Raw genomic sequence first — 22,208 nt, 5'->3', positions numbered from 1 at the left:
AGAAAAGAATGAGTGATGTCAAAAATGTGCGATTTTATCCCAAATCTAAGACTCCTATAATTAAGAGCGTAAGACAGCTGCTCTTTACAAAATCGACTCAAGGGGGATTCGCATGAAAAGAACGGCAAAGTATTTCGGCATGTCGTTGGCGGTTCTGATGATGTTCATGACTGCCGCATGCGGTAACGAAAGCAAGGGCAGCAACGCCCAAGAAAGCAGCTCGCCGGCAGCGACGGCCAGCCCGCAAGCAAGCACTGCAGCTCCTGAAAGCGCTTCGACGGAAACGGTCGATCCATTCGGCAAATATGATCCTCCGATCAAGGTCTCAGTTACCCGAAATACGGATTCGACTTACAAATTCAAAGAAGGCGAATCCTTCGACAAGAACGCATGGAATACAGCTTATGCGGAGCGGCTGGGCATTCAGATCGCGAATAAGTGGATCGTTCAAAGCGATCAATACGATCAGAAAATGAATGCGTCCATCGCTGCGGGAGATCTGCCGGACGTGTTCAGGGTTAACGCTGTTCAATTCAAACAGCTTGCCGACGCCGGTCAGTTGGAGGATTTGACCGAAGTATACGAGAAATACGCTTCCCCGATGGGCCGTGAACTGATCGAGAACGGACAAGTCGCCAAGGCTGCGTCGACTGTAGGAGGCAAGCTGCTGGCCATCCCTCAATCGCAAGATTACTTTGGCGGCGCACCGCTGCTGTGGGTACGCACGGATTGGCTCGCCAAACTCGGACTCCCCGAGCCTTCGACGATGCAAGACGTTTTTACGATAGCGGAGGCTTTCACGAAACAGGATCCGGACGGCAACGGAAAGGCGGATACGCTGGGCCTGGCGCTTTCCAAGGAGCTGTTCAGCGGATACCCTGACGTGACGGGCTTTATGAACGGCTTCCATGCTTATCCGAAGATATGGATTAAGGACGCTTCGGGCAAGCTGGTCTACGGCAGTATCCAGCCCGAAGTAAAGGCAGCTCTCGCCAAGCTGCAGGAGATGTTCAATGCCGGTCAAATCGACAAGGAATTTGGCGTCAAAGACGGAAGCAAAGCATCCGAACTGGAAATCAACGGGAAACTGGGCATGCACTTCGGCGCGATGTGGAATCCGCTATGGCCTCTACAAGGCAATAAGGACAAGGAACCGCAAGCGGATTGGAAAGCTTATCCGATCCCTTCGATTGACGGTAACATAGCTAATGCTCAAAGCAGCCTGGACTACAACCAATTCTGGGTCGTCCGCAAAGGTTATGAGCATCCGGAAGCCGTCATCAAGCTGTATAACCTAACCGTGGATATTTTCGGGGGCGACAGCCAGAACCCTGAAATCTACCACAGTAAAGACGGGATTGAATTCCACAAGTACGCCCTTCTCACGAATACGGGAACAGGCGAAGGGCTGATTGGCGCTCAGAAACATATAAAAGCGGCTTTTGAGTCGGGAGATGCTTCCAAGCTGACCGCCGAGGAAAAAGGATACTACGATAAAATCGTCGCACATCAAGGAGGCGACAATTCCGGTTGGGGAACGGATCGGGTATTCGGAAGCGAGAGCGCTTACTCTGTAATCGGCCAATATTACGATCAGAACCGACAATTGAAGGTCAATGAGTTTATTGGCGCGCCAACCCCGACCATGGGAGACAGGAGAGCTACTCTGGAAAAGCTCGAACTGGAAACGTTCACGAAAATTATTCTCGGGGCATCCCTAGACGATTTTGATACCTTTGTGGCGGATTGGAAGAAGCTTGGCGGAGATCAGATTACTGCCGAAGTCAACGAATGGTACGCAACGAAATAAACCGGTAAACAAAGATGGGGGCCGTAATGGGTCCCCATCGATGTCTCCGCAAAGGTGGCACAGCGCATGTCCGAAAAAAACGGGTTCCGGCAATTGCCGCTCCATCTCATGGTGCTGCCGGCGCTGCTTCTCGTTCTTGTGTTCAGTTACGGCCCGATTGCGGGGCTTGTTATCGCGTTTCAGAAGTATTCGATCGTCAAAGGAATAAGCGGCTCGGACTGGGTGGGACTTGATAATTTCCGTTATGTATTCGCCTTGCCGGGAACGCTTGACGTCTTATGGAATACCGTATTTATCGCGTTTATGAAAATAGCGGCTGGACTTAGCGCGCCGATCGTTACCGCGCTTCTACTTAACGAAATTCGCGTCGAGTTTGTCAAGCGCGGCGTCCAAACGCTGATTTATTTGCCTCACTTTCTGTCCTGGATCATTCTTGGAGGTATTTTGATCGATATCCTCTCCCCATCCAGCGGGATCGTAAATCAACTATTAAGCGGATTCGGAATACAACCCATTTTTTTCTTGGGCGACAATCGATGGTTTCCCTATCTGCTTGTCTTATCCGACGTATGGAAGGAGTTCGGATTCAGCACGATCGTCTATCTGGCTGCACTCACGAATATCAATCCGACCTTGTACGAAGCCGCAGTCGTCGACGGGGCGGGGAGATGGAAGCAGACGCTCCATGTGACGCTCCCGGGTATGCTGCCTATTATTATTCTGATGTCCACGCTGAGTTTGGGCAATGTATTGAATGCCGGCTTTGAACAAGTTTTCAATTTGTACAGCCCGCAAGTTTATGAAAGCGGCGATATTATCGACACTCTGGTGTACAGGCTCGGACTTGTCGATGCGCAGTATGCGGTGGCGACCGCCATGGGCATGTTTAAATCCGTCGTTTCCGTATTATTCGTTTCCATTTCCTATTACCTCGCTTATCGACTAGCGAATTATCGTATTTTCTAGATGGATGGGAGAGGGAGAGACAGATGAATTACACTTCTTTCGGCGGGAGGCTGTTTACGGCTTTCAATTACGTGTTTTTGATTTCTCTCGGTCTGCTATGCATTCTTCCGCTCGTTCATGTCGGAGCGTTATCGTTCAGTTCAAGCACAGCTGCGGGCGCTGGAATCGTAAAATTGTGGCCGATCGAATTCACATGGAAGTCCTACGAATTCGTACTGCGGAAAAAGGAATTTCTTCATTCTATGGAGATCAGCTTGCAGCGCGTGCTTCTGGGCGTTGCCGTGAACATGTTGTTAACAGTTATGCTGGGGTATGCGCTCTCTAAGGAGTCCCGCGTATTTACGGGAAGAACGTGGTATGCATGGTTTTTTGTGCTTACGATCTTTGTCAACGGCGGATTTATTCCCTGGTATCTCGTCATCAAGGAGGCGGGCTTGCTAAACTCGCTTGGAGCGCTCATATTGCCGGGAGCGGTTCCGGTTTTTAATGTCGTGCTGTTGTTGAATTTTTTTCGTTCTCTTCCTAAAGAGCTGGAGGAATCGGCCTTTATGGATGGGGCCGGGCATTGGAAGATCTTATGGCGTATATTTCTTCCGTTATCCTTGCCGGCCATCGCGACAATCGGATTATTTACAATCGTAGGCCATTGGAACGCCTGGTTTGACGGTCTCATTCTGATGAATTCGCCGGACAAATATCCTCTTCAAAGCTATTTGCAAACCGTTGTGATCAATCACGATCTAGCACTGATTAATTCTACGGATATCACGATGCTAGCCGAAGTTTCGGATCGAACGCTCAAGGCGGCTCAAACGCTGCTTGGAGCATTGCCTATTTTAATGGTATATCCGTTCCTTCAAAAGTACTTTGTCAAAGGGATGGTGCTAGGCAGCGTAAAGGAGTAACAAGGTTCAGAATGCGAAGCACCTACAAACCGATTAAGGGGATGACGTGCATGAGTTTTTTTGGGAACACTGCAGGTCGAGTTGCGCAATGGAGCGCTTTATTCGGACTTTTATCGACGCTGCTGTTGACGATTTTGCCCGAACGCGCAGATGCGGCGGGAACCGTGAAAATCAACGTTAACTTAGCGGCGCAAGGACCTGTCATGCAAAACAAGCACTCCATGATCAACGTATGGGATTTCAGGATTCATTGGACCTCTCAAGCTGCGGGCCAGCCCTCTAATTATTTTGCCAGCCATTACCCTTTTGTGAAAAACGTGCAGTTCATGACAGCGACGGGCGGCAATTCAACGCGCGATTTATTCGTCGATCCGAATAATACGTCAACCATGACGGATTACAAATTCGACGAGCTGATTGCCGCATTGCACAACGTCGTGGATCAAGGCCTGAAGCCGTTTATTAAGACTGGGGCCGTACCGCTGAAGTATTCGACGAATCCCCATATTTCTACCGCGTTTGGCGTAAACGTCAGACCGCCGGCCGATTACAATTTATACTATAACTATATTAAAGCCATAGCCGATGCAGTCGTAGCGGAGTTTGGCATTAATGAAGTCAAGACGTGGACATGGGGCGTCCTAACCGAATACGAAAATGCGGATTGGTTTATCGCCGCCGACGGTTCTCCGAACTCTACGAAGATCGCTTATTTCAAGCTTTACGACTACACGGTTGCTGCATTGGAAGCCGCAATCGGCGCAGAAAACCTGAATGTCGGCGCGCATAGCATGACCGTCGTTAATGCACTCTGGGACGAAAGGGATTTTATCGACCATGTGGCGACGGGCACAAACTATAAAACAGGCGCCAAAGGCACGCAAATCGACTATTTATCGGCATCCTACTATGATGGCGCTCCCGGCCAAGGCAGCTCCGGACTTTCGTTCGCGGATACGATCAACCTGCTTCGCGACAAAGCCAACTCCGTTGGATTAACCAATCTGAAATTCGGCATTGACGAGGGCAGAATTCTTAACGGCCCGGGCGATGACAACAGAGCCTTATTTTCCAGAATCGTAGCGCATAGCTACCAAGGGTCGTATGATGCAAAGCTAGTCAAGACGATGAACGACGCGCAGATCGACTGGCTTTCCACATGGGGGCTCAGTACCGAAGCCTTCTGGGGCGGCGTAATTCCGGTAAGTACTCATGTGGCTAATTTGGCTTATAAAATGGTTGGGGATAACCGGGTCGGATTGGCCGTTACGGGATCGGCCGCGGATTCCACGAATGAGGTCGACGGGGTAGCCAGCTTTAATCGGGGGACGAATACCGTGCATGTCATGGCTTACAACCATAATAGCTATATGAATGCTTCCGTAAGCGAGACACCTACGTTAACGATCGATAACATCGCGCCGGTATCGGGGAACACCGTTACTGTAAAACAGTGGATTGTAGATGATACGCATGGGAACTTCTGGGATACTTGGGTGGCCGACGTCTTGGCGAGAGGAATGCAGAACACGGCATATAGTTGGTCGAAATATTCTATGGAAGTGCCGAAATACTTAGTGAACGCCTCGGATAGAAATTATTGGTACTCTCGCGAGTCCGTGTATAAATCGTTGGCCACGATAACTCCAACGACGACGACAGCAACGGTAACGGGAAATAAGCTGGTATTAAATCCGACGCTGACGACTCACGGGGTGGTATTTTACGAGATTACGAATGCAACCAATACCGTCACGACGACGCCAATGACCGATGATCTGAACGATTGGAGTAAGACGTATTCCCATAGCTCCGGATTAATTTTCGACACGGCTAACGCTACGGTACTGGGGGATTCAAGCCGTGCGTCCCGTAACCATACGAATGCCTCTCCAGCCGAGAATGTCATCTATAAATACCCTGGCATTAGAAGCTTTAGCGTGACGGGACTGTATGCGACTCATGCGGAAGCCATCAATAACTTCAAGTTTTATACCTCTCCTAACGGCACGACTTGGACTCAGCAAACAGGAGGGACGAACGCGGATGCGCCAATTAATGGAGGAGATTGGACGAGAAGGGTGTACACGTTCAACTCCGTGCCTGCCGGAACCGAATACCTGAAAGTCGAATTCCCTACGGGCGGTGCGTTATCGTATAATCCGCAGTTGAGCAAAGTGAGCCTTAATTATGTATATAATCATGTAGTTAATCCGGGCTTCGAAGATAATACGGCCTCCGTTCAATCGCCGTCCAGTTGGTATACCACGGGTAAAAACCTGGATTCGGATTATACGGAAGGCGGCGCCTACAGCGGCTCCTATAAGCTCGTTCATTGGAAAAACAGTCCTTACGAATCTTACACCTATCAAACGATGACCGGGTTAAGCAATGGATTGTACACGCTTAAAGCATGGGTGAAAAATGATTATGGCGGTCTAGGAACCGCTTATATGCAGGCCAAAGATTATGGAGGCTCAAGCGTAACGACAAATATTCCGACCTTCTCTTCTTGGACGCAGATTACCATTGCGAATATTAATGTAACAAACGGACAATGTACGATCGGGTTTTATTCCAATTCTCCGGCAATGAAATGGTACTACGTAGATCATGTAGAGTTTATTAAACAATAGTGAGATCCGGACGGGGCCGTCCCATAAGTAGAGTTGCTTGGGGTGATCGAGATATAAAGAAAGAGGCACATCCCCCTTATGGGACAGCCCCGAATTCGAATCATCAAGAGAGCGAGAAGATGAGCTAATGAACGTATCCGATTTTTTAACTCCTCACAAACGGTCTCAACCTGTCCTTACCGGTTCTGGTCGTGCAGGCACCTTTGATAAAGAAGCGGTCGACTGTCCGTTCGTGTTTAAACATCTCGGATTGTTTTATATGATGTACGTTGGTTACGATGGGATTGGCTATCAAACAGGTCTGGCGACAAGCGAGAATCTGCTTGATTGGCGCCCATTAGGGACCATCCTTCGTCGCGGCGAGGGAAATGGGTGGGATTCGCTTAACGCAGCCGGGACGTGGATTCTGCGCGAGAATGAGATGGACGGTATTCCGGTACTTAAAAAGTGGGACGATAAATACTGGCTCGTCTATCACGCCTATCCCGGCGAAGGATATGAGAGCGGCCCTGGCCGAATCGGCATGGCTTGGACGGAGGACCCTTCATTGCTTTCTTGGAACAGGATGCCGGAGCCGATTCTAATTCCTGAGGAAGGAGCTCCATGGGAGCAAGGCGGTCTATACAAGGAATGCCTGGTTGAACGCGACGGATGGTTTTATTTATTCTATAACGCCAAGAATAAGACGGGCACTGACCACGAATGGGTAGAACAAACGGGCGCGGCTACTTCATCGGATCTGGTCCACTGGACACGACTGGAGAGCAATCCCGTACTTCAAGTGGTACCGGGAACGTGGCAAAGCAAGTTTGTCAGCGATCCATGCGTGCTGAAATACGGGGATAAGTGGGTCATGTTTTATTTTGGATACGACGGTGTGCATGCGCAAGAAGGGATAGCGTTTTCTGAGGACCTCCTCACATGGGTTAAGCATTCTGAACCGATTATTCAGTCAGGACCTGAGGGGAGTCTCGACAGCATCAATGCGCATAAACCGTCGGTTATTTTTCATGAGGGTATTCTTTATCATTTCTACTGTGCGTGCAGGCCAGGTCGGCCAGATGATACAACCACTCACTTCGGCAACTTCAGAACGATTGCGGTAGCTACTTCTAAGCTGTTGACATAGGGGCAATCAAGAACCGACAGCAGCTTCCGCCACAATAATCCTAGCTAATCGGGGTGTTTCCGAATACCGGATACATCCCGATTTTCTGTGCGTTTAAATGTTACAATAGGGGCGTTAACGAAAATAGAGAGATAGGAGCGAGGAGAAATGGCGTTAAAAGCAGTCGTGTTCGACTTTGACGGAACGTTGATGGATACCGAATCTAGTGCTTACGAGTCCATCAACAGCATCTATGCGGATCATGGGCAGGAGCTAGCGTTGGAGACTTGGGCCGTATGCATCGGTACGATCGGCGGCTTCGATCCGCATGCGGACCTGCAGACCAGAACGGGCAAAACGTTGGATAAGGATGGGCTGCACAAAATGTTTCGGACGAGGCACGTTGAACGGCTGCAGAGTGTCTCTCTTCGTCTCGGCGTGCTGGATCGGTTGGAGGAGGCGCGCAGCTTGGGCTGGAAAATCGGTCTTGCCTCCAGTTCGGATCTTGCTTGGATAGAGGGGCATCTTCGCCGGCAGGGGATCAGAGATTATTTCGAGGTCATCCGTTCCTCCGACGACGTGAAGCGGGTCAAGCCCGATCCGGAGTTGTATATTCGCGCTGTAGAAGCTCTAGGAGTTAAACCGGAGGAAGCGCTTGCGATCGAAGACTCGGTGAACGGGCTGCGCGCAGCCAAAGCCGCCGGATTGTGGGGGCTGGCCGTTCCGAACCCGGTTACGAAGCAGATGGACTTTGTTCAAGCCGATATTCTCGTGAGCGATCTCGATCAGACGACGTTCGCTCAAGTCGAAGCGGAGCTGCAAGCGCGCATCGTTCAGAAATAGAGGGTAGCTTGGCCTTAGGATTCCGGATCGAAATCGCCTGCGACATATTCGGTCCGGGATCGACAACGTCTGATAGGATAAAAGGGAAAACCTGTGAAATAAGTAGTAGATTTTTCCTAGTACTTTTGTTATATTGATCCTAACATCTAACAGATATGGAGGATTTCTATGACAAGTTCGAAGGTAATGAAATGGGTGACGGGAGCTTTTGAGATCTTTTTGGGAATTCCGTTCGTCGGCGGCTTGATTATTATCGGAACCTATTACACTCCGCTCGTCGTCATGTTCATTTTGCACATCATCACGTTAGTACTTTCATCCAAAAATAACGAAGTCAAATACGGATCCATTCTTGGAATCGTAACGTCTTTGGTCGCATGGATTCCTTTCGTTGGTATGATCATGCACATCGTTACCGGTATTCTGTTGATGGTCAGCGCTGCGAAAAAGGAATCTTCTCAGTCATCGGGTGTAAGCGCTTAATAAAATGAAAGAAAGCCGGCCTCAAGGGGCCGGCTTTCTTATGGCAATATCGTCCGAGCTGCCATAACGCGCCAAAGCCTTCTCCGCCGATTCCAGCATCCGCTTGCGCAGGCCGTCGCCCTCCACAATTTTGACCCGCAGCCCGAGAAAACGAATTTTGGACAGCAGAAACTCGCTTTCATCCGCTAAGTAAGTTACATGAATGAGGTAGCGGTTTTCCTCCTCCTCATAGCTCACCGACTTATCGAAGCAGGAGAAGGCGTACAAAATTCGCGACAGCTCGGCGTTGTAGGTTCGGACGACTTCAATGACGGCCTGCTCCTTGCGTTTCTCCAAATGCGCCGCTACTCGGGCCCGCAGTTCCTCGACCCGTTCGGGAGGGAGGAGGGTCTCTTCGACCGAGACGATGCTTTGCAGCTTGGTCGCCATGAAGGAGCGCCCCCGCGTGCTGTACCAGAGCAAGTACCATTCTCTCTTGACCATGCTATATTCCAGCTTGACGGGAAGCCCTGGCTGATTCGTCTTCGTTCCTCCGTGTTTGATTCGGGAAGTGAGCAGTATGCCCTTATCCTGCATGATCAGTCGTCTCAGAGTGCGAAGTAGCGGGTGGTAAACTTGGCGCTCGGCATTTTTGGCCTTCTCGACGATGAAATCCCGGTGGTTGATGGCTGGTCCGTTTTGCAGGATGCGATTCAGCTTTTCCAGCGTAGCAGAAGTAAAAGCCTCCGCGGAAGAGTCGTGAGCCAGAGCCGTTCGGAGCCATGCCCGTTCCTGCGAAGTAAGGGCGAGGGCATCCGACTCGTCCAGCCGAGAGAGAATCTGATAGTTAAAAATTTTCTCGAACGGATTCATAATTATTCCGAATCTCCTCCCATTCCGCGATCAGCTCTTTGCGAAGCCAAGCGGGCTCCAGCACCTCGCAGCTTGATCCGAAGCTTCTGAGCCAAGGCTTGATTTCGTAAATGCCATTAACTGTAATCTCGTACAGAAAGGTGGCCTCCGTCTCCTCGCGAATCGTGCCCCACTGGCCCTGCGCTTCAACGCGATCCCGAATGAAGTTGGCTCCCGCGCGGTCGGGATTGTAGAAACGGGCCACGACCTTCACCGGACGCAGCGTGTCCGTCACCCAGCTTCGCTCCAACTGTTCTTGCGCGCGGGCAAGCTGAGTGGTGAATTGCGTTTCCTCCACAGCGTCGCCGATCTCGATCTGCGTCAGTCCCTCCATACGGTATTTCATCAAGCCGAGCTTGGAGCTGTGGCCGATCAGATACCAGCGTCCGTATTGATGGTCGTAGATCACGCGCAGAGGGAGCGTCGTTTCGTCGCTGCCTTCCGTATCCCGCTCAAACAGCGGATTGGTATTTTTCGAGGCGTAGTTTTTACCCTTTTTGGGGGATAGATAGAGAAACTGCAGCCGTCTCCGCTCGCGAATCGCTTGAAAAACGGTATGCAAATGCGCTTCGTCCAAAATGCGAGAATGGTAGTGGTACTTGTACAGATGAGTTTCCGACGTTTCGAGAGAGAAGCCGCGTTTACCGAGCGCCTTCTTCAGCGTATCGCGCAGCAGATAGCCTTGAACCGCCGGGACTTGCGTGTTGGCCATGACGTCCACGTAATCGTACAGATCAAGCAGCTCATCGTCGGACAGATGATCGACCAATTCGTTGGCCGCTCTATAGCGATAAGGACGACCGCCTTCGCAGCGCGTAATGACCCCGACCTCTTCGAGGTATTTTAAATCGCCGCGAATGGTTTTCTCGTCAGGGCATGGGAAATCCAGAGGCATGTTGTCGCTGCATTCGTCCAGAAGCTCCTTGGCGGTCAGCTCCCGATCCTGCAAAAGGGTGATCGTTAGAGAGAGCCGCACGCTTTCCGACTCCTTGAGCGATTTGGCCCGGAACAGAAACAGCAGCAGCGGGTCGGCAGATTCATAGTGATTATAGCGAAGCCATTCCGTGAGGTCGGATTCCTGATTAGCGGAGAGAGGCTGAAGAGACGTTCTCATATCCTTGAGATAGCGGAGCGTCTTGTCATACGTATGTACGGAAATGCCCAAACGAGAGGCGAATTGCTGCCTGGAATAGGCCCCTCCGGCCAACGCAAGCAGCCTGAGAAACTGTACCTCTTTGTCGAAGCTTTCCCGAGCCATTGTCGTTCCTCCGTTCTCTTCCTTTTTCCATATAAGTTCCATTGTAGCAATTGCGGAAGGTGGGGGGAATGGGAATTTTTCGACGTATGGTTCCATGGTGAAGCTTTTGGTCGTTGTCAGAACGGGATTCCTTGGCCAATGGCCAGTGAGTCAAATTGATGCTTGCTATTTGTAGTGCGATGGTTTATAATGAAATTTATAGAACTTATGGACAAATTCACATAACGTAGAGGGTTATTCTTTTATGTTAATAACCTTGTACACTATGTGAATTTTTTATTTTTAATCGAATAAGAAGATCATGTAAATACTAATAAGGTGGTCATCAGTATGGAATCGGGAACAGTAAAATGGTTTAACGCAGACAAAGGCTTCGGCTTTATCGAAGTTGAAGGCGGCAACGACGTATTCGTTCATTTCAGCGCAATCGTCGGCGACGGTTACAAAGCTTTGGACGAAGGTCAACGAGTCGAATTCAACATCGTTCAAGGCAACCGCGGCCCGCAAGCCGAGAATGTCGTCAAGCTGTAAATAAGGACTTGCCCCGAACCAAGCGTTTGGGGCATTTTTTTTCTGCGGCTGATCAATTGACGTACATCAGCCTGCTTGCATACGTTCTGTCGGACCGTTGGAGGCAGCAAATCGCTCGAATTCGCTCATGTAACGGTCTCCCAGGCCGGAAGAGAAGGCGTAAGCTCGCCCCATTGGCCACAAGGTCAATTCGAACCGTGTTGCACAATACCTTCGTGTTCATGTACGCGAATTGCTCAGTCGCAGTTTTTTTACCGCTGCATCCATTTCACAACAGAAAGAGGGAATGTACTTGTATTATTCTCGGAAAAGACCGTTGGAAGAGCTGCCGGAAGAGATCACCGCCATATGGACCTGTCCCGGAGAGAACTGCAAGGGCTGGATGAGAGATAATTTCACGTTTTCCATCGTTCCTATCTGTCCCCAATGCAATGCCGAAATGGTCAGAAGCGAAAAAATGCTTGCCACGATAGAGAATACGAGTCCTAACCAGCTTAAAGTGTGAGCTGGCGGCGGGTTGAGCTATAGACATGTACGTAGCAAGTTCGGATGCGGAAGCACCGTGTATGCAGCTTTATTCTGCATGCGCGGTGTTTTTTGTCGTTCCGAAGTTCAGGAGGATGCTGGACGATGAAGAGAAGGGGCCTTGAAGGTAGGCGGGGCTTGAAGCTGCAAGGCCCGATATCGTTGATGTCAATAGATCTGCAATCCGACGCCTGCAGAATAACGAGAGGTTTCCTTTTGATACATCCTTGGAATAAAATATGACTTAACATCCATTTCTGCTCGAGAGGAAGGTAAGGGCAACTGCACAAGAACTTAAAACGAGATCAACGTCTGGAAGTGGCCAAGCAGTGGGTCAGCCAGTATAAGGGAAAAAAGTGGATTCGCAGTTATCGCAAACATTTTGGGGTATCGTCGGAATGTGCGATTCAGGAGCTTCGGCTGCTGCAGGTTCCTTTGACAAAAGAAGAGATCGCCAATGGAAGAAAAGGCGCGAGTGCTCGAAGTAGAAATGAAAAGAGAAAAGCCCGAAGAAACAAAAAGCTTGCAGATAGAATTGAAACGCCATGGCAGGATGAAACTTATTATTGTATCGTAGGTTACACGGGATGGGGATTCCCATACGGTATTACGTGGGAGGAACACGAGCAGATGAATAACGATTCCAGTCTGTTTGCGACGGTGCCGCCTGAGGAGTCGGAAGAAGCGAACAGCAGGTTTCAATGGAATTCCCGCTAATTCCTGTACATGCCAGTTCATATTACACTGAATTCTAAGGTAAACTATAGATATCGAACTTAGACGTACCGAAAGGATACGTGTGACATCGTGGACGATATCTATCGAAAGTACGAAGCGGCATTGCGCGAAATCGACCGATTGAGAGAAGAGAATCGCCGGCTAAAGCTTCTAACTGAAGAACGTATTGAAGAGGAAACCCCAGCAGAACATTCGGCGCCATTACCCAGCGTCTCGAACACGGATGATCAAGTCACGCAATATTCAACTGTAGAAAAGAAGCTTGCGTTGTATAGGAGCTACTTTCGAGGCAGGGAAGATGTATACCCGATTCGCTGGCAGAATAAGCTGGGCAAATCGGGCTATTCGCCTGTCTGCGGAAACGAGTGGACGGCAGTGTGTCACAAACCAAAGATCAAATGTTCGGCATGTACGCATCAGAATTTTCTGTCGTTATCCGATGAGGTTCTATCCAAACACCTGGATGCCAGAGAAGACCGGGCCATCGGCATTTATCCGATGCTGCCGGATGAGACTTGCTGGTTTCTTGCCATGGATTTCGATAAAAAGAACTGGAAAGAGGATGCGGTGGCCGTGATGCAAGTATGCAGGGACAACCATATTCCTGCTGCATTGGAACGCTCTCGTTCCGGGAATGGAGGCCATATCTGGCTCTTCTTCTCCGAACCGGTCTTGGCAAGTCAGGCGCGCAGAATGGGAACGATTATTTTATCGCTTACGATGAACCACAGATACCAGATCGGGTTGGATTCTTACGATCGACTGTTTCCTAACCAGGATACATTGCCAAAAGGTGGATTCGGGAACTTGATTGCGTTGCCGCTTCAAGGAGGGCCGCGCAAGCAAGGGAATAGCGTGTTTATTGATCGTCATTTTAATCCTTATGAGGATCAATGGCGCTTTTTAGCTGAGCAAGGCAAGCTGTCGGAGGTTGAAGTTACTCAGTTCATTCAGTTGCATGCGAAGGAAGATCGTTTCGGAATCGTCGACATGGATGCAGATTCAGATGACGATAAGGAGCCGTGGACATCCAGTCCCCAACGCGATAACGACCTACTAACAGGTTCATTACCGATCACGCTCAAAATCATATTGGCAGATCGGGTATATGTGGAGAAAGCGGAGTTACCTACTTCCGCGATCAATCGTCTTATGAGACTTGCTTCATTCTCCAATCCTGATTTTTATAAAAATCAGGCTATGAGGTTGTCCACATACGGCAAGCCGAGAGTGATAAGCTGTGCAGAGGATTTGCCTCGCTATATTGCGCTTCCCAGAGGGTGCTTAAGTGCGGTTCAGAATCTTTTTGAGCAAAATGGGGTACAGGTCGTTGTTGAGGATAACCGGTTTTCCGGCAGTGCCATTGACGCTAGGTTTGACGGAGAGCTAACGATGTTGCAAGATACGGCTGCGAAGGCGATACTCGCACATGATACGGGGATATTGTCTGCAGCTACAGGTTTCGGTAAAACAGTTGTAGCTTCATTTATCATCGCCAGTCGCAAAGTGAATACGCTGATTCTGGTGCATAGACGCGAGCTTATGGATCAGTGGAGGGAACGACTGCAAACCTTTTTGAACATGCCTAAGGATGCTATTGGGTGGATAGGCGGCGGGAAAAATAAGCGGACGAATATGGTAGATATCGCCGTCATCCAAAGCTTGAACCGAAAAGGAGAAGTAAACTCGCTGATTGAGGAGTATGGGCAGGTGATCGTCGATGAGTGCCACCATTTATCCGCGTTTAGTTTCGAGCAAGTGCTAATGAAGGCCAAAGCGCGATATGTGTTTGGACTGACGGCTACGCCGAAACGCCAAGATGGACAAGAGGCCATCGTCATGATGCAGTTAGGGCCTGTTCGTATTCGTGTGGATGCGAAAATGTTGACGGGATCGCGAGGATTTTCATTATCTGTGGTGCCGCGTTATACCGATTTTCGTCTGTCGTCCAACGTTGTAAAGCCGTCGATACAGGAAGTATACCAATTTCTTGTAGATGATGAAGCGCGCAACACGATGATTTTCGATGATCTTCTCCATTGCTTGGAGGAGAGAAGATCGCCATTGCTGCTCGTAGAGCGAAGAGCACATGCTGAATATTTTGCAGAACGCTTGCGTCCATTTGCGAAGAATGTGATCGTATTGCAAGGCGGAATGGGGAAGAAGCAAAGAGACGATATCCGAGCAAAGATGGCCTGTATTCCAAATGATGAAGAGAGAGTGTTTATTGCGACCGGAAAGCTGATTGGCGAAGGCTTTGACGACTCCCGGTTGGACACGCTGTTTCTCGTTCACCCGATCTCATGGACCGGAACCTTGCAACAATACGCCGGTAGATTGCATCGTTCCCATGCCAACAAACAGGAAGTTAAGATTTACGATTATATTGATCTTCAAGTCCCAATGTTGATGAGTATGTTCAAGAAACGGATTAAAAGTTATCGGAAAATGGGGTATAAGGGAGCGGAGTTATAACACGCAGGTATTCGCTTCCTATTCAAAATCGTCCACTTCAACAAAATCGATAATTTCCCGAATATCGCTGATGCCTAGAGCATCGGCGATTTTTTCGATATGGGAGAAGTTGATGTTAGCGCGTTTGCCGTTGGCCAGCTCGCTTAAGGCGGCGTGTCGAACATCGGATAAGCGTGAAAGCTCTCTTAGGGATATCTCGCGTTGTCGGATCAAAGCATGTATTTTGACGATTACTTTTTTGGTCATTGGCCTCACTCCAACTTTAATATTGACTATACGCAAAAACGTACCACAGCACGGCTATTTTTGCTATGCCGCAATTAACGCCATTAAAAAAAGTATTGGTCCCCGGCAGCCCGTTCCACTATAATCAATTCCAAAAAGCCAAATGGACGGGGGATGGGAGCGATTCGGCACAAATTCAGCATCAAGCATAAGCTGTTCGCGATTTTCCTGGTTATCTCGCTCCTTCCGATTTTCCTGATTACTGTCGTGTCTTACAGGGGATACTCGGATCTTATTCATCGTCAGGTGAGCGCGACCGCCGCCAACTTACTGGATAGCAGCATGAACAAGCTCGGCGATGCCTTAGACGAGATCGCGGGTGTGAGCCAGACGTTCGCCTACCAGCCCTATTCGCCGGACAATCGTTCAATCATCGACATTTTGCGGCGGCACAAGGCGTACACCGACGATTTGAACAGCTTCGAGCTGCTTCAGAGCCATCGGGACTTGAAGTTTCTGTTCGAGAGTCTGCTCTATACGCATCGCTATATGAACGGAATTTATTTGTTTGCCGCAGGGGGCAACTCCTTCTACTACGCCAGAACGGACAATGATTTGCTGCTAGGGTACCGTCCTGAGGGGGCGGACTGGTACAAAAGAACGCTGGAGGACGGAATTTATGTAAGCGATATCGGACGCAAGGACTATTCGATGTCGGCCAAGCCGTCGGTTTCATTTTCTCGTCTGATCGTCGACCCGACGACGAACGAGCCGTTAGGCGTCGTCCTGATCGACTGCAATCTGGAGCTGTTCGGCGGCATCGACAAAAACATACTTCCGCAGCAGTCCGCTATGTTCATCACGAGCTTGGACGGACGCATCGAATACGACAGCTCGGAGGGGAAGGAGGGCGTACCTCTATCGGCGAGCGGCGAAGAGCTGCTGTCTGGCAAAGAGGCCGGGCAGTTCATGGACGACAAAGGCGAATGGCTGACGATCTTCAAAACGTTCCCGAATTACGAGTGGAAGCTCGTCCTCCGGGTGTCGATGGCGGCATTGGAGAACCAGTTCGTTCCCGTGCGCAACGTGCTGATCGCGATAGCGGCCACCTGCTGCATCATGTTCTGGGCGATTTCCTTTTTCCTGTCGCGCATGGTCACGAGGCCAATCGTCAACTTGAGCCGCATCATGAAGTCGGAGAAGTCCAATGAGGTTCTCCTGAACAACAAATACCTGCAGGGCAGCGACGAGATCGCGACCTTGTACAATGAGTACAACGCGATGATTGCGGAGAACAAGGCGATAATTAAGGAGCGCTATCAGAACCGGATCATTGTGCTGGATTCCCAGATGAGGGCGCTGGAGGCGCAGATCAACTCTCATTTTCTGTACAACACCTTGGAGTCAATCAACAGCATCGCGGACGTGGAAGGCGTCGTTAGCATCACGGTCATTACGAAGGCTCTGGGCGATATGTTCCGTTACAGCATCAAGACGGACAGCGAGCAGGTACGGCTGCGGGACGAGCTTACCCATGTGCTGAATTACTTGACGATCCAGAAGATGCGCTACGGGGACAAGCTGGTTTTTGAAATTGAGATCGACGAACATTTGCGCGAGGAAAAAATATTGAAGCTCATCCTGCAGCCTTTGGTGGAAAATGCGATCTATCATGGTCTGGAGACGAAAGAGGGGCCGGGGAAAATTACGATTTCGGGGCGGATGAACGACGACTCGCTCGAGATCGATATTCGCGACGACGGATCGGGGATGACGGAGAAGCAGCTAGAGCAGCTTCGGCGTCAGCTTAAAGTGCCGCCTCGCTTCACGGAGATGGGCCGCAGAGATAAGGGCGGCATCGGCGTATCCAACATTCACTCGCGCATTCGCTTGTATTACGGCGAAGCGTCGCAAGAAGCCGGAATCGAAGTAGACAGCGAGCCGGGCCGAGGCACGAACGTGCGTGTCCGCGTACCGAGACTTAAGCCATAGGGAGGGAGCAGGCCAATCATGTACAGCTATGTCATCGTGGACGACGAGCCGCTCATTCGCAGCGGCATACGCAGTAAAATCGACAGCTTCGCCGAGTCGCTTGGACTGCTCTGCGTAGGAGAAGCAAACAACGGGAGAGAGGCGCTGGCTCTCATCGCCGAACGGGACCCGCAAATTATCGTGACGGATATGCGCATGCCGGGAGTGGACGGTCGGGAGCTGCTTGCCCTGCTGAAGCAGAGCTATTCGGACAAGCAGATGATCGTCGTTAGCGGCTACAAAGATTACGAGTATATGATGGGCGCGATCGAAGCGCAGGTCGCGGGCTATTTGCTCAAGCCGTTCAGCCGCGAGGAGGTTCAGGCGGTTATGGCAAAAGCGATCGAGGCGATCGAAGCGGCTGCGGCGTCCAAAGGTTTGCGGGAGAAGCTCGACGACATGCAGGCCGAGCAGGAACGCTTGCACGAACAATACGATTTGGAGCTGTGCCGCGTTCAGATCGAATCGGGAAGACCTGGAGCGGCTTCTGCAGAGTATCAGTCGCATCGGGGCCGCGCGCTGCAGTCGATCAAGCGCTACATGATGTTGACGCAGTATGCAGCCAATGCTCAAAAAAAGCAGAAGACGGGTTTACGTAGACTTGCCGAGATGCTTCAGAAGCAACAGGAGTTCTCTTCGGAGCTTGCCCTCATTCCGGGTTCGGTGGAGGCGTGGCTTTATCTCGTTGTGCCGTTGAATTCGGAGGACGACTCCGAACGCGTTCATAAGCTGGCTAAGCAATGGATGATGGAGGCGCACGTGGACGATAAGACCGAAAGCCGACTTCTGATCGCCGCAAGCCTGCCGAAGCGGGAGCTAGGGCAGCTTCACGAAGCTTATTTGGAATGCCGGACGGCGATGGACGACTGTTCCACAGACACGAAGTACGGCTATGGCAGCTACGAACGTCCATCCGCAAAGTCGGAGCGATGGGCGGAGACGGACCGGATTGTTTATTTGCTGGAGTCCGGTTCGGCGGATAAGGCGGCGAAGGAGTTAGACGATGCTTTATTCCGCGAAGCCCCGACATGGAGGGAGATCAAGTCCCGATGCCGGCAGCTGATCGAAGCGATAACGAACGCGACGCGCCAGGAGTTGCTGCTCGCGCCTCACGATTGGGCGAAGAATGTAGATGTCGTGATAGACGAAGGATACGACAGTAGACGGTTGACCGAATACATGCAGGAGCTTCTGCAAACGATCGAATCACCGCTCCGCTCATCCGGCGCAGAATCGTCCCATAGTCTGGTCCGCAAGCTTCAAAGCTATATCGAAGCCCATTACCACGAGGACTTGTCGCTGCAGAAGCTGGCGCAGCGATTCTTCGTTAACGCCAGCTATTGCAGCTACATTTTTAAGGAAAAGACCGGCATGAACCTGTCGGAGTTTCTATCGGCCAAGCGAATCGCCAAGGCGAAGGAGCTGCTGGAACGAACCCATTACCCGCTCGACCGTATCGCCAGACTGGTCGGCTACAGCAACGACAAGTATTTGATTCGGATTTTCAAGAAATCGACAGGCGATACTCCGCAAGCCTATCGACAATCCCGGCGGCGCTAGTCCCCAAAAAAAGTACACCCCAAATGCCAAAATCCTGTTCCGAATTCTCGATTATAATCGACTTGTGCACAGTAAGGGCGAGCTTGCCGCAACACATACGAGCATCGACAATCATAGGGAGGGCTTGTCCGAAATGAGAAAAAGCTTAGTAACGGCGCTGGCGATTGTGCTGGCATTTGCCTTGGCCGCATGCGGTAAAGGCGACAATTCCGCCAATAATGGAAGCGGTGCCAATTCCCCGAAACCAGAAAACGAACCGATCACGATTACGATGCTGGGACCCGGGAACGCTTCGACGGATAAGAAGGATTTCAATACGGAGATCTTCCCGGAGCTGGTCAAAGAGAAATTCCCCCACGTCACGATCCAATCCGAGACGCTTCCGAACGAGCAATACATTACGACTCTGAAAGCGAGAATGGCGACAGGCGGCGGACCCGACATCTTCTTCTACTGGCCGAAAATGCAGGCGCTGGACGTCGTGAAGCCGGGCTATGCGAAGGAAATTACCGGGCTGTCGGTGCTGGACAAGTTTAATTCCGGCGTCGTAGACGCTTTCGCCGTCGATGGCAAGCAATACGCCATCCCGTCCGGAGTTAACATTCTCGGCGTCTACTACAACAAATCGCTGTTCGAGCAGGCCGGCATCGCGGAAATTCCCGGGGATTGGGAAGCTTTCCTCGCCGCCTGCCAGAAGCTTCAGGACGTCGGCATACAGCCGCTCGTCTCCGGGGATAAAGACGGCTTCGTTGCGCAGTTCGGTTTGTATCAGCTGGCGGCCTCGATCGTGTATCCGCAGGAGAACGATTTCGACGCCAAGCTGTTGGCGGGAGAGCAGAGCTTTGCCGACCCGAAATGGCAGGAAGTGCTGACGAAATACAAAACGCTGTACGATCGCGGATTCGTCCAGAAGAACTCTCTTGGCGCAGGCAACACGCAGGCCCAGCAGCTATTCATCGACGGCAAAGCCGCCATGACGATCGACGGCAACTGGTCGCAGTCCAACCTCACGCAGAAGGGCGCAGTCGACTTCGATCGCGGATTTTTCCCGCTGCCGGGCAACGATCCGGGCGAGTCGATCGGCTTGTCCGCGGCGCCTAGCGGAGGAACGTTCATCAACGCGAAGACGGAGCATTACGATACGATCGTCCAAATTATGGAGTACATGTACGACGGCGAATCCCCGCTATTCAAAGCTTGGGTGGAGTACAACGTAGGTCAGGTTCCGTCCTACAAAGGCGTGGACTTCCAAGGCGGCGAGGTGTTCGACGAGTATTACCGGCTGTTCCAGACGAGTCCGTCCTGGTACTTCAGCAACCAGGCTTGGCCGGGCGGATTGTCCGACGAGCTGTGCGCCAAAATCCAGGAGATGATCAGCGGCAAGGAAACGGTCGAAGGCGTGGCCAAGGCGGCCGATCTGAAGCTGTCCGAGCTGATGGCCCAGCAGCAGCAGTAGGAGTCGAGAGGGCGGCCGATCCCCGGCCGCCCTTAGGAAGGAGCAGCTATGAGCGAGGCTTTTAAGAAAAGAATGTACTGGTTCGCCGTGCCGGCCTTGGCCGTGTACGTCACCTTCTGGATCTGTCCGGTCCTTCTCACCTTTTACTACAGCCTGACGAATTCGAACGGATTCGATACCCAATACCGGTATGTCGGCTTCCAAAATTACGAGTATCTTCTCAAAGACGGAACGCTCGCCAACGCTATGAAAAATACGCTCGTCTACACGATCGGAAGCGTTATCGCGACCAACGTTCTGGCGCTGGCTTTAGCGATGGGGCTTAACGCCAAGCTTCGACTGAGCGGGCTTTACCGAACGTTTGCCTACGTTCCGACCTTGTTCAGCACGATCGTGGTCGGCTTTATTTGGGGCTTTATTTATTTGCCCGATTATGGTCTGCTAGCTGCACTGCTGAACAAAATCGGTCTCGGAGGCTGGGAGCTGAACCTGCTCGGCGACGCCTCCACCGCCCTGTGGGCAACGATGGCCGTCGACGTATGGAAAGGCTTCGGGGGAACGATGATCATTTATTTGGCCGGACTTCAATCCGTGCCGGCGGAGCTGGAGGAAGCGGGGCGCATGGACGGCGCGAACGGCTGGCAGCTGATCCGTCGGATCAAGCTTCCGCTGCTGGCCGCCGCCGTGACGATCAATGTGACGCTGGGACTCATTAACGGCCTTAAGCAATTCGACTACATTTACACGATGACGCAGGGCGGTCCGGGCAAATCGACGAGAACGCTCATGTTCGAGATGTTTCGGATGGCCTTCGCGGAGTCGCTGTTCGGCAAGGCGGCCGCGCTTGGCGTCATCTCCTTTGTGGTCATTTCCGCCGTAACCATGGTGTTCGTCAAACTCCTAAGGTCCAGGGAGGTGTCCGCATGAGAACCCGTAACCGAATCCGCTCCATCCTTCTTCATGCGGCTATTGCTTTGTTCTCTGTCGCCAGCCTGTATCCGCTTGTGATCGTATTGTCCGGCTCCTTGCGGCCGCCGGGACAGTCGGCCGCTCCGCTTAACCTGTTCGAGCAGGTGACGATGAGCAGCTACCGGGTCGCGTACGAAACGATGAAATACCCGCTGTCGCTATGGAACAGCGTGCTGCTGACCTTCGTCTCCGTGACGGCGGTCGTGCTGCTGGCCTCCGCGGCCGCCTATCCGATGGCCCGCATTCAGAGCCGGACCAGCCGTTTTCTGGCGATGTTCTTTCTGTCGGGGCTGATCGTTTCGGGCCAAATGGCGCTGATCCCGATCTACACGGTGATGGACGCCTTGCAGATCAAGGACGGGCAGCTGGCGAGCATCCTGATGTTTTTGACGTGCAGCCTGCCGTTTTCCACCTTTCTGTATACCGGATTTATCAATAGCAGCGTCCCGTATGAGCTGGAGGAGGCGGCCGTGATCGACGGGGCGGGGCTGCTTCGACGGTACTGGGGAATCGTATTCCCTCTGCTGCTCCCGGCCACGACGGCCGTCATCATTACGCAGGCGGTATGGATCTGGAACGATTTTCTCTATCCGCTCGTGTTTATCACCCAGCCCGACCAGAAGCCGCTGCCTCTCGTGATGATCCGGTTTCTCGGAGACCGGGAAAACCCGACGCAATGGAATCAGCTTTTCGCGGCTTGCGTGCTGTGTACGCTTCCGATGATCGCGGCGTTCTCATTGTTGCAAAGGTATTTCATCGGGGGTATGACCGTCGGCGCGGTGAAAGGATAGGGAGGAA

The 22,208-nt window shown here is 51.4% G+C and carries 19 protein-coding genes; 16 read left to right on the top strand and 3 right to left on the bottom strand.

Annotated features, from left to right (window positions below):
• Nucleotides 1–112 precede the first annotated feature (112 nt).
• The 7 genes from J4772_RS31330 (at nucleotide 113) to J4772_RS31300 (ending at nucleotide 8,751) form a co-directional block, all read left to right on the top strand.
• Nucleotides 113–1,810 (top strand): extracellular solute-binding protein, encoded by a 1,698-nt coding sequence (locus J4772_RS31330; protein ID WP_209072906.1) that lies wholly within the window; start codon nucleotides 113–115, stop codon nucleotides 1,808–1,810.
• A 66-nt stretch (nucleotides 1,811–1,876) separates the two neighbouring features.
• Entirely contained in the window at nucleotides 1,877–2,776 is a 900-nt protein-coding gene (locus tag J4772_RS31325; RefSeq protein WP_116062861.1) for an ABC transporter permease, read from the top strand.
• Nucleotides 2,777–2,799: 23 nt separating this feature from the next.
• The gene (locus J4772_RS31320) at nucleotides 2,800–3,681 is read left to right on the top strand and encodes a carbohydrate ABC transporter permease (RefSeq protein WP_209072905.1); all 882 of its coding nucleotides are present in this window, start codon (nucleotides 2,800–2,802) and stop codon (nucleotides 3,679–3,681) included.
• Between the two features lie 50 nt (nucleotides 3,682–3,731).
• Complete coding sequence (locus J4772_RS31315) at nucleotides 3,732–6,317, top strand: GH39 family glycosyl hydrolase (RefSeq protein ID WP_209072904.1); 2,586 nt, start codon at nucleotides 3,732–3,734, stop codon at nucleotides 6,315–6,317.
• Nucleotides 6,318–6,444: 127 nt separating this feature from the next.
• Entirely contained in the window at nucleotides 6,445–7,446 is a 1,002-nt protein-coding gene (locus J4772_RS31310) for a glycoside hydrolase family protein (RefSeq protein WP_209072903.1), read from the top strand.
• A 147-nt stretch (nucleotides 7,447–7,593) separates the two neighbouring features.
• Nucleotides 7,594–8,268, top strand: coding sequence for an HAD family hydrolase (locus J4772_RS31305; RefSeq protein WP_209072902.1), 675 nt, complete (start codon nucleotides 7,594–7,596; stop codon nucleotides 8,266–8,268).
• Nucleotides 8,269–8,436: 168 nt separating this feature from the next.
• The gene (locus J4772_RS31300) at nucleotides 8,437–8,751 is read left to right on the top strand and encodes a hypothetical protein (protein ID WP_116062851.1); all 315 of its coding nucleotides are present in this window, start codon (nucleotides 8,437–8,439) and stop codon (nucleotides 8,749–8,751) included.
• 21 nt (nucleotides 8,752–8,772) lie between these two features.
• On the opposite strand, the gene J4772_RS31295 is transcribed toward J4772_RS31300, so the two are convergent.
• Together J4772_RS31295 and J4772_RS31290 are read right to left on the bottom strand one after the other, a co-directional pair.
• Nucleotides 8,773–9,603, bottom strand: coding sequence for a WYL domain-containing protein (locus J4772_RS31295; protein ID WP_209072901.1), 831 nt, complete (start codon nucleotides 9,601–9,603; stop codon nucleotides 8,773–8,775).
• Nucleotides 9,578–10,900 (bottom strand): helix-turn-helix transcriptional regulator, encoded by a 1,323-nt coding sequence (locus tag J4772_RS31290; RefSeq protein ID WP_209072900.1) that lies wholly within the window; start codon nucleotides 10,898–10,900, stop codon nucleotides 9,578–9,580. Before J4772_RS31290 ends, J4772_RS31295 begins: the two co-directional genes overlap by 26 nt.
• Before the next feature lie 330 nt (nucleotides 10,901–11,230).
• Between J4772_RS31290 and J4772_RS31285 the strand changes: the two genes are divergently transcribed.
• From J4772_RS31285 to J4772_RS31270, 4 genes are all read left to right on the top strand, one after another.
• Nucleotides 11,231–11,431: a cold-shock protein gene (locus J4772_RS31285; RefSeq protein ID WP_094042991.1), complete on the top strand. Its 201-nt coding sequence runs from the start codon at nucleotides 11,231–11,233 to the stop codon at nucleotides 11,429–11,431.
• 286 nt (nucleotides 11,432–11,717) lie between these two features.
• Nucleotides 11,718–11,936: a cold-shock protein gene (locus tag J4772_RS31280; RefSeq protein WP_371822788.1), complete on the top strand. Its 219-nt coding sequence runs from the start codon at nucleotides 11,718–11,720 to the stop codon at nucleotides 11,934–11,936.
• 338 nt (nucleotides 11,937–12,274) lie between these two features.
• Nucleotides 12,275–12,673: a hypothetical protein gene (locus tag J4772_RS31275; RefSeq protein WP_209072898.1), complete on the top strand. Its 399-nt coding sequence runs from the start codon at nucleotides 12,275–12,277 to the stop codon at nucleotides 12,671–12,673.
• A 90-nt stretch (nucleotides 12,674–12,763) separates the two neighbouring features.
• The gene (locus J4772_RS31270) at nucleotides 12,764–15,169 is read left to right on the top strand and encodes a TOTE conflict system archaeo-eukaryotic primase domain-containing protein (protein WP_209072897.1); all 2,406 of its coding nucleotides are present in this window, start codon (nucleotides 12,764–12,766) and stop codon (nucleotides 15,167–15,169) included.
• 18 nt (nucleotides 15,170–15,187) lie between these two features.
• On the opposite strand, the gene J4772_RS31265 is transcribed toward J4772_RS31270, so the two are convergent.
• Nucleotides 15,188–15,415 (bottom strand): helix-turn-helix domain-containing protein, encoded by a 228-nt coding sequence (locus tag J4772_RS31265; protein ID WP_209072896.1) that lies wholly within the window; start codon nucleotides 15,413–15,415, stop codon nucleotides 15,188–15,190.
• Nucleotides 15,416–15,568: 153 nt separating this feature from the next.
• Here J4772_RS31265 and J4772_RS31260 point away from each other — a divergent pair, with 153 nt between their 5' ends.
• The 5 genes from J4772_RS31260 (at nucleotide 15,569) to J4772_RS31240 (ending at nucleotide 22,201) form a co-directional block, all read left to right on the top strand.
• Entirely contained in the window at nucleotides 15,569–17,386 is a 1,818-nt protein-coding gene (locus J4772_RS31260) for a cache domain-containing sensor histidine kinase (RefSeq protein WP_209072895.1), read from the top strand.
• Nucleotides 17,387–17,404: 18 nt separating this feature from the next.
• A complete protein-coding gene (locus tag J4772_RS31255) occupies nucleotides 17,405–18,985 on the top strand; it encodes a response regulator (RefSeq protein ID WP_209072894.1) in 1,581 nt (526 codons plus the stop codon).
• Nucleotides 18,986–19,118: 133 nt separating this feature from the next.
• A complete protein-coding gene (locus J4772_RS31250; protein ID WP_209072893.1) occupies nucleotides 19,119–20,441 on the top strand; it encodes an ABC transporter substrate-binding protein in 1,323 nt (440 codons plus the stop codon).
• A 48-nt stretch (nucleotides 20,442–20,489) separates the two neighbouring features.
• Nucleotides 20,490–21,368 (top strand): carbohydrate ABC transporter permease, encoded by an 879-nt coding sequence (locus J4772_RS31245; RefSeq protein ID WP_116062844.1) that lies wholly within the window; start codon nucleotides 20,490–20,492, stop codon nucleotides 21,366–21,368.
• Nucleotides 21,365–22,201 (top strand): carbohydrate ABC transporter permease, encoded by an 837-nt coding sequence (locus J4772_RS31240; protein WP_209072892.1) that lies wholly within the window; start codon nucleotides 21,365–21,367, stop codon nucleotides 22,199–22,201. The genes J4772_RS31245 and J4772_RS31240 overlap by 4 nt, the downstream gene beginning before the upstream one ends.
• Nucleotides 22,202–22,208: the final 7 nt, after the last annotated feature.

Source organism: Cohnella sp. LGH, assembly GCF_017671885.1.
Taxonomy (GTDB): domain Bacteria; phylum Bacillota; class Bacilli; order Paenibacillales; family Paenibacillaceae; genus Cohnella; species Cohnella phaseoli.
Note: the sequence above shows the minus strand (reverse complement) of the source record. Positions and strands in the feature narration are given on the sequence as shown.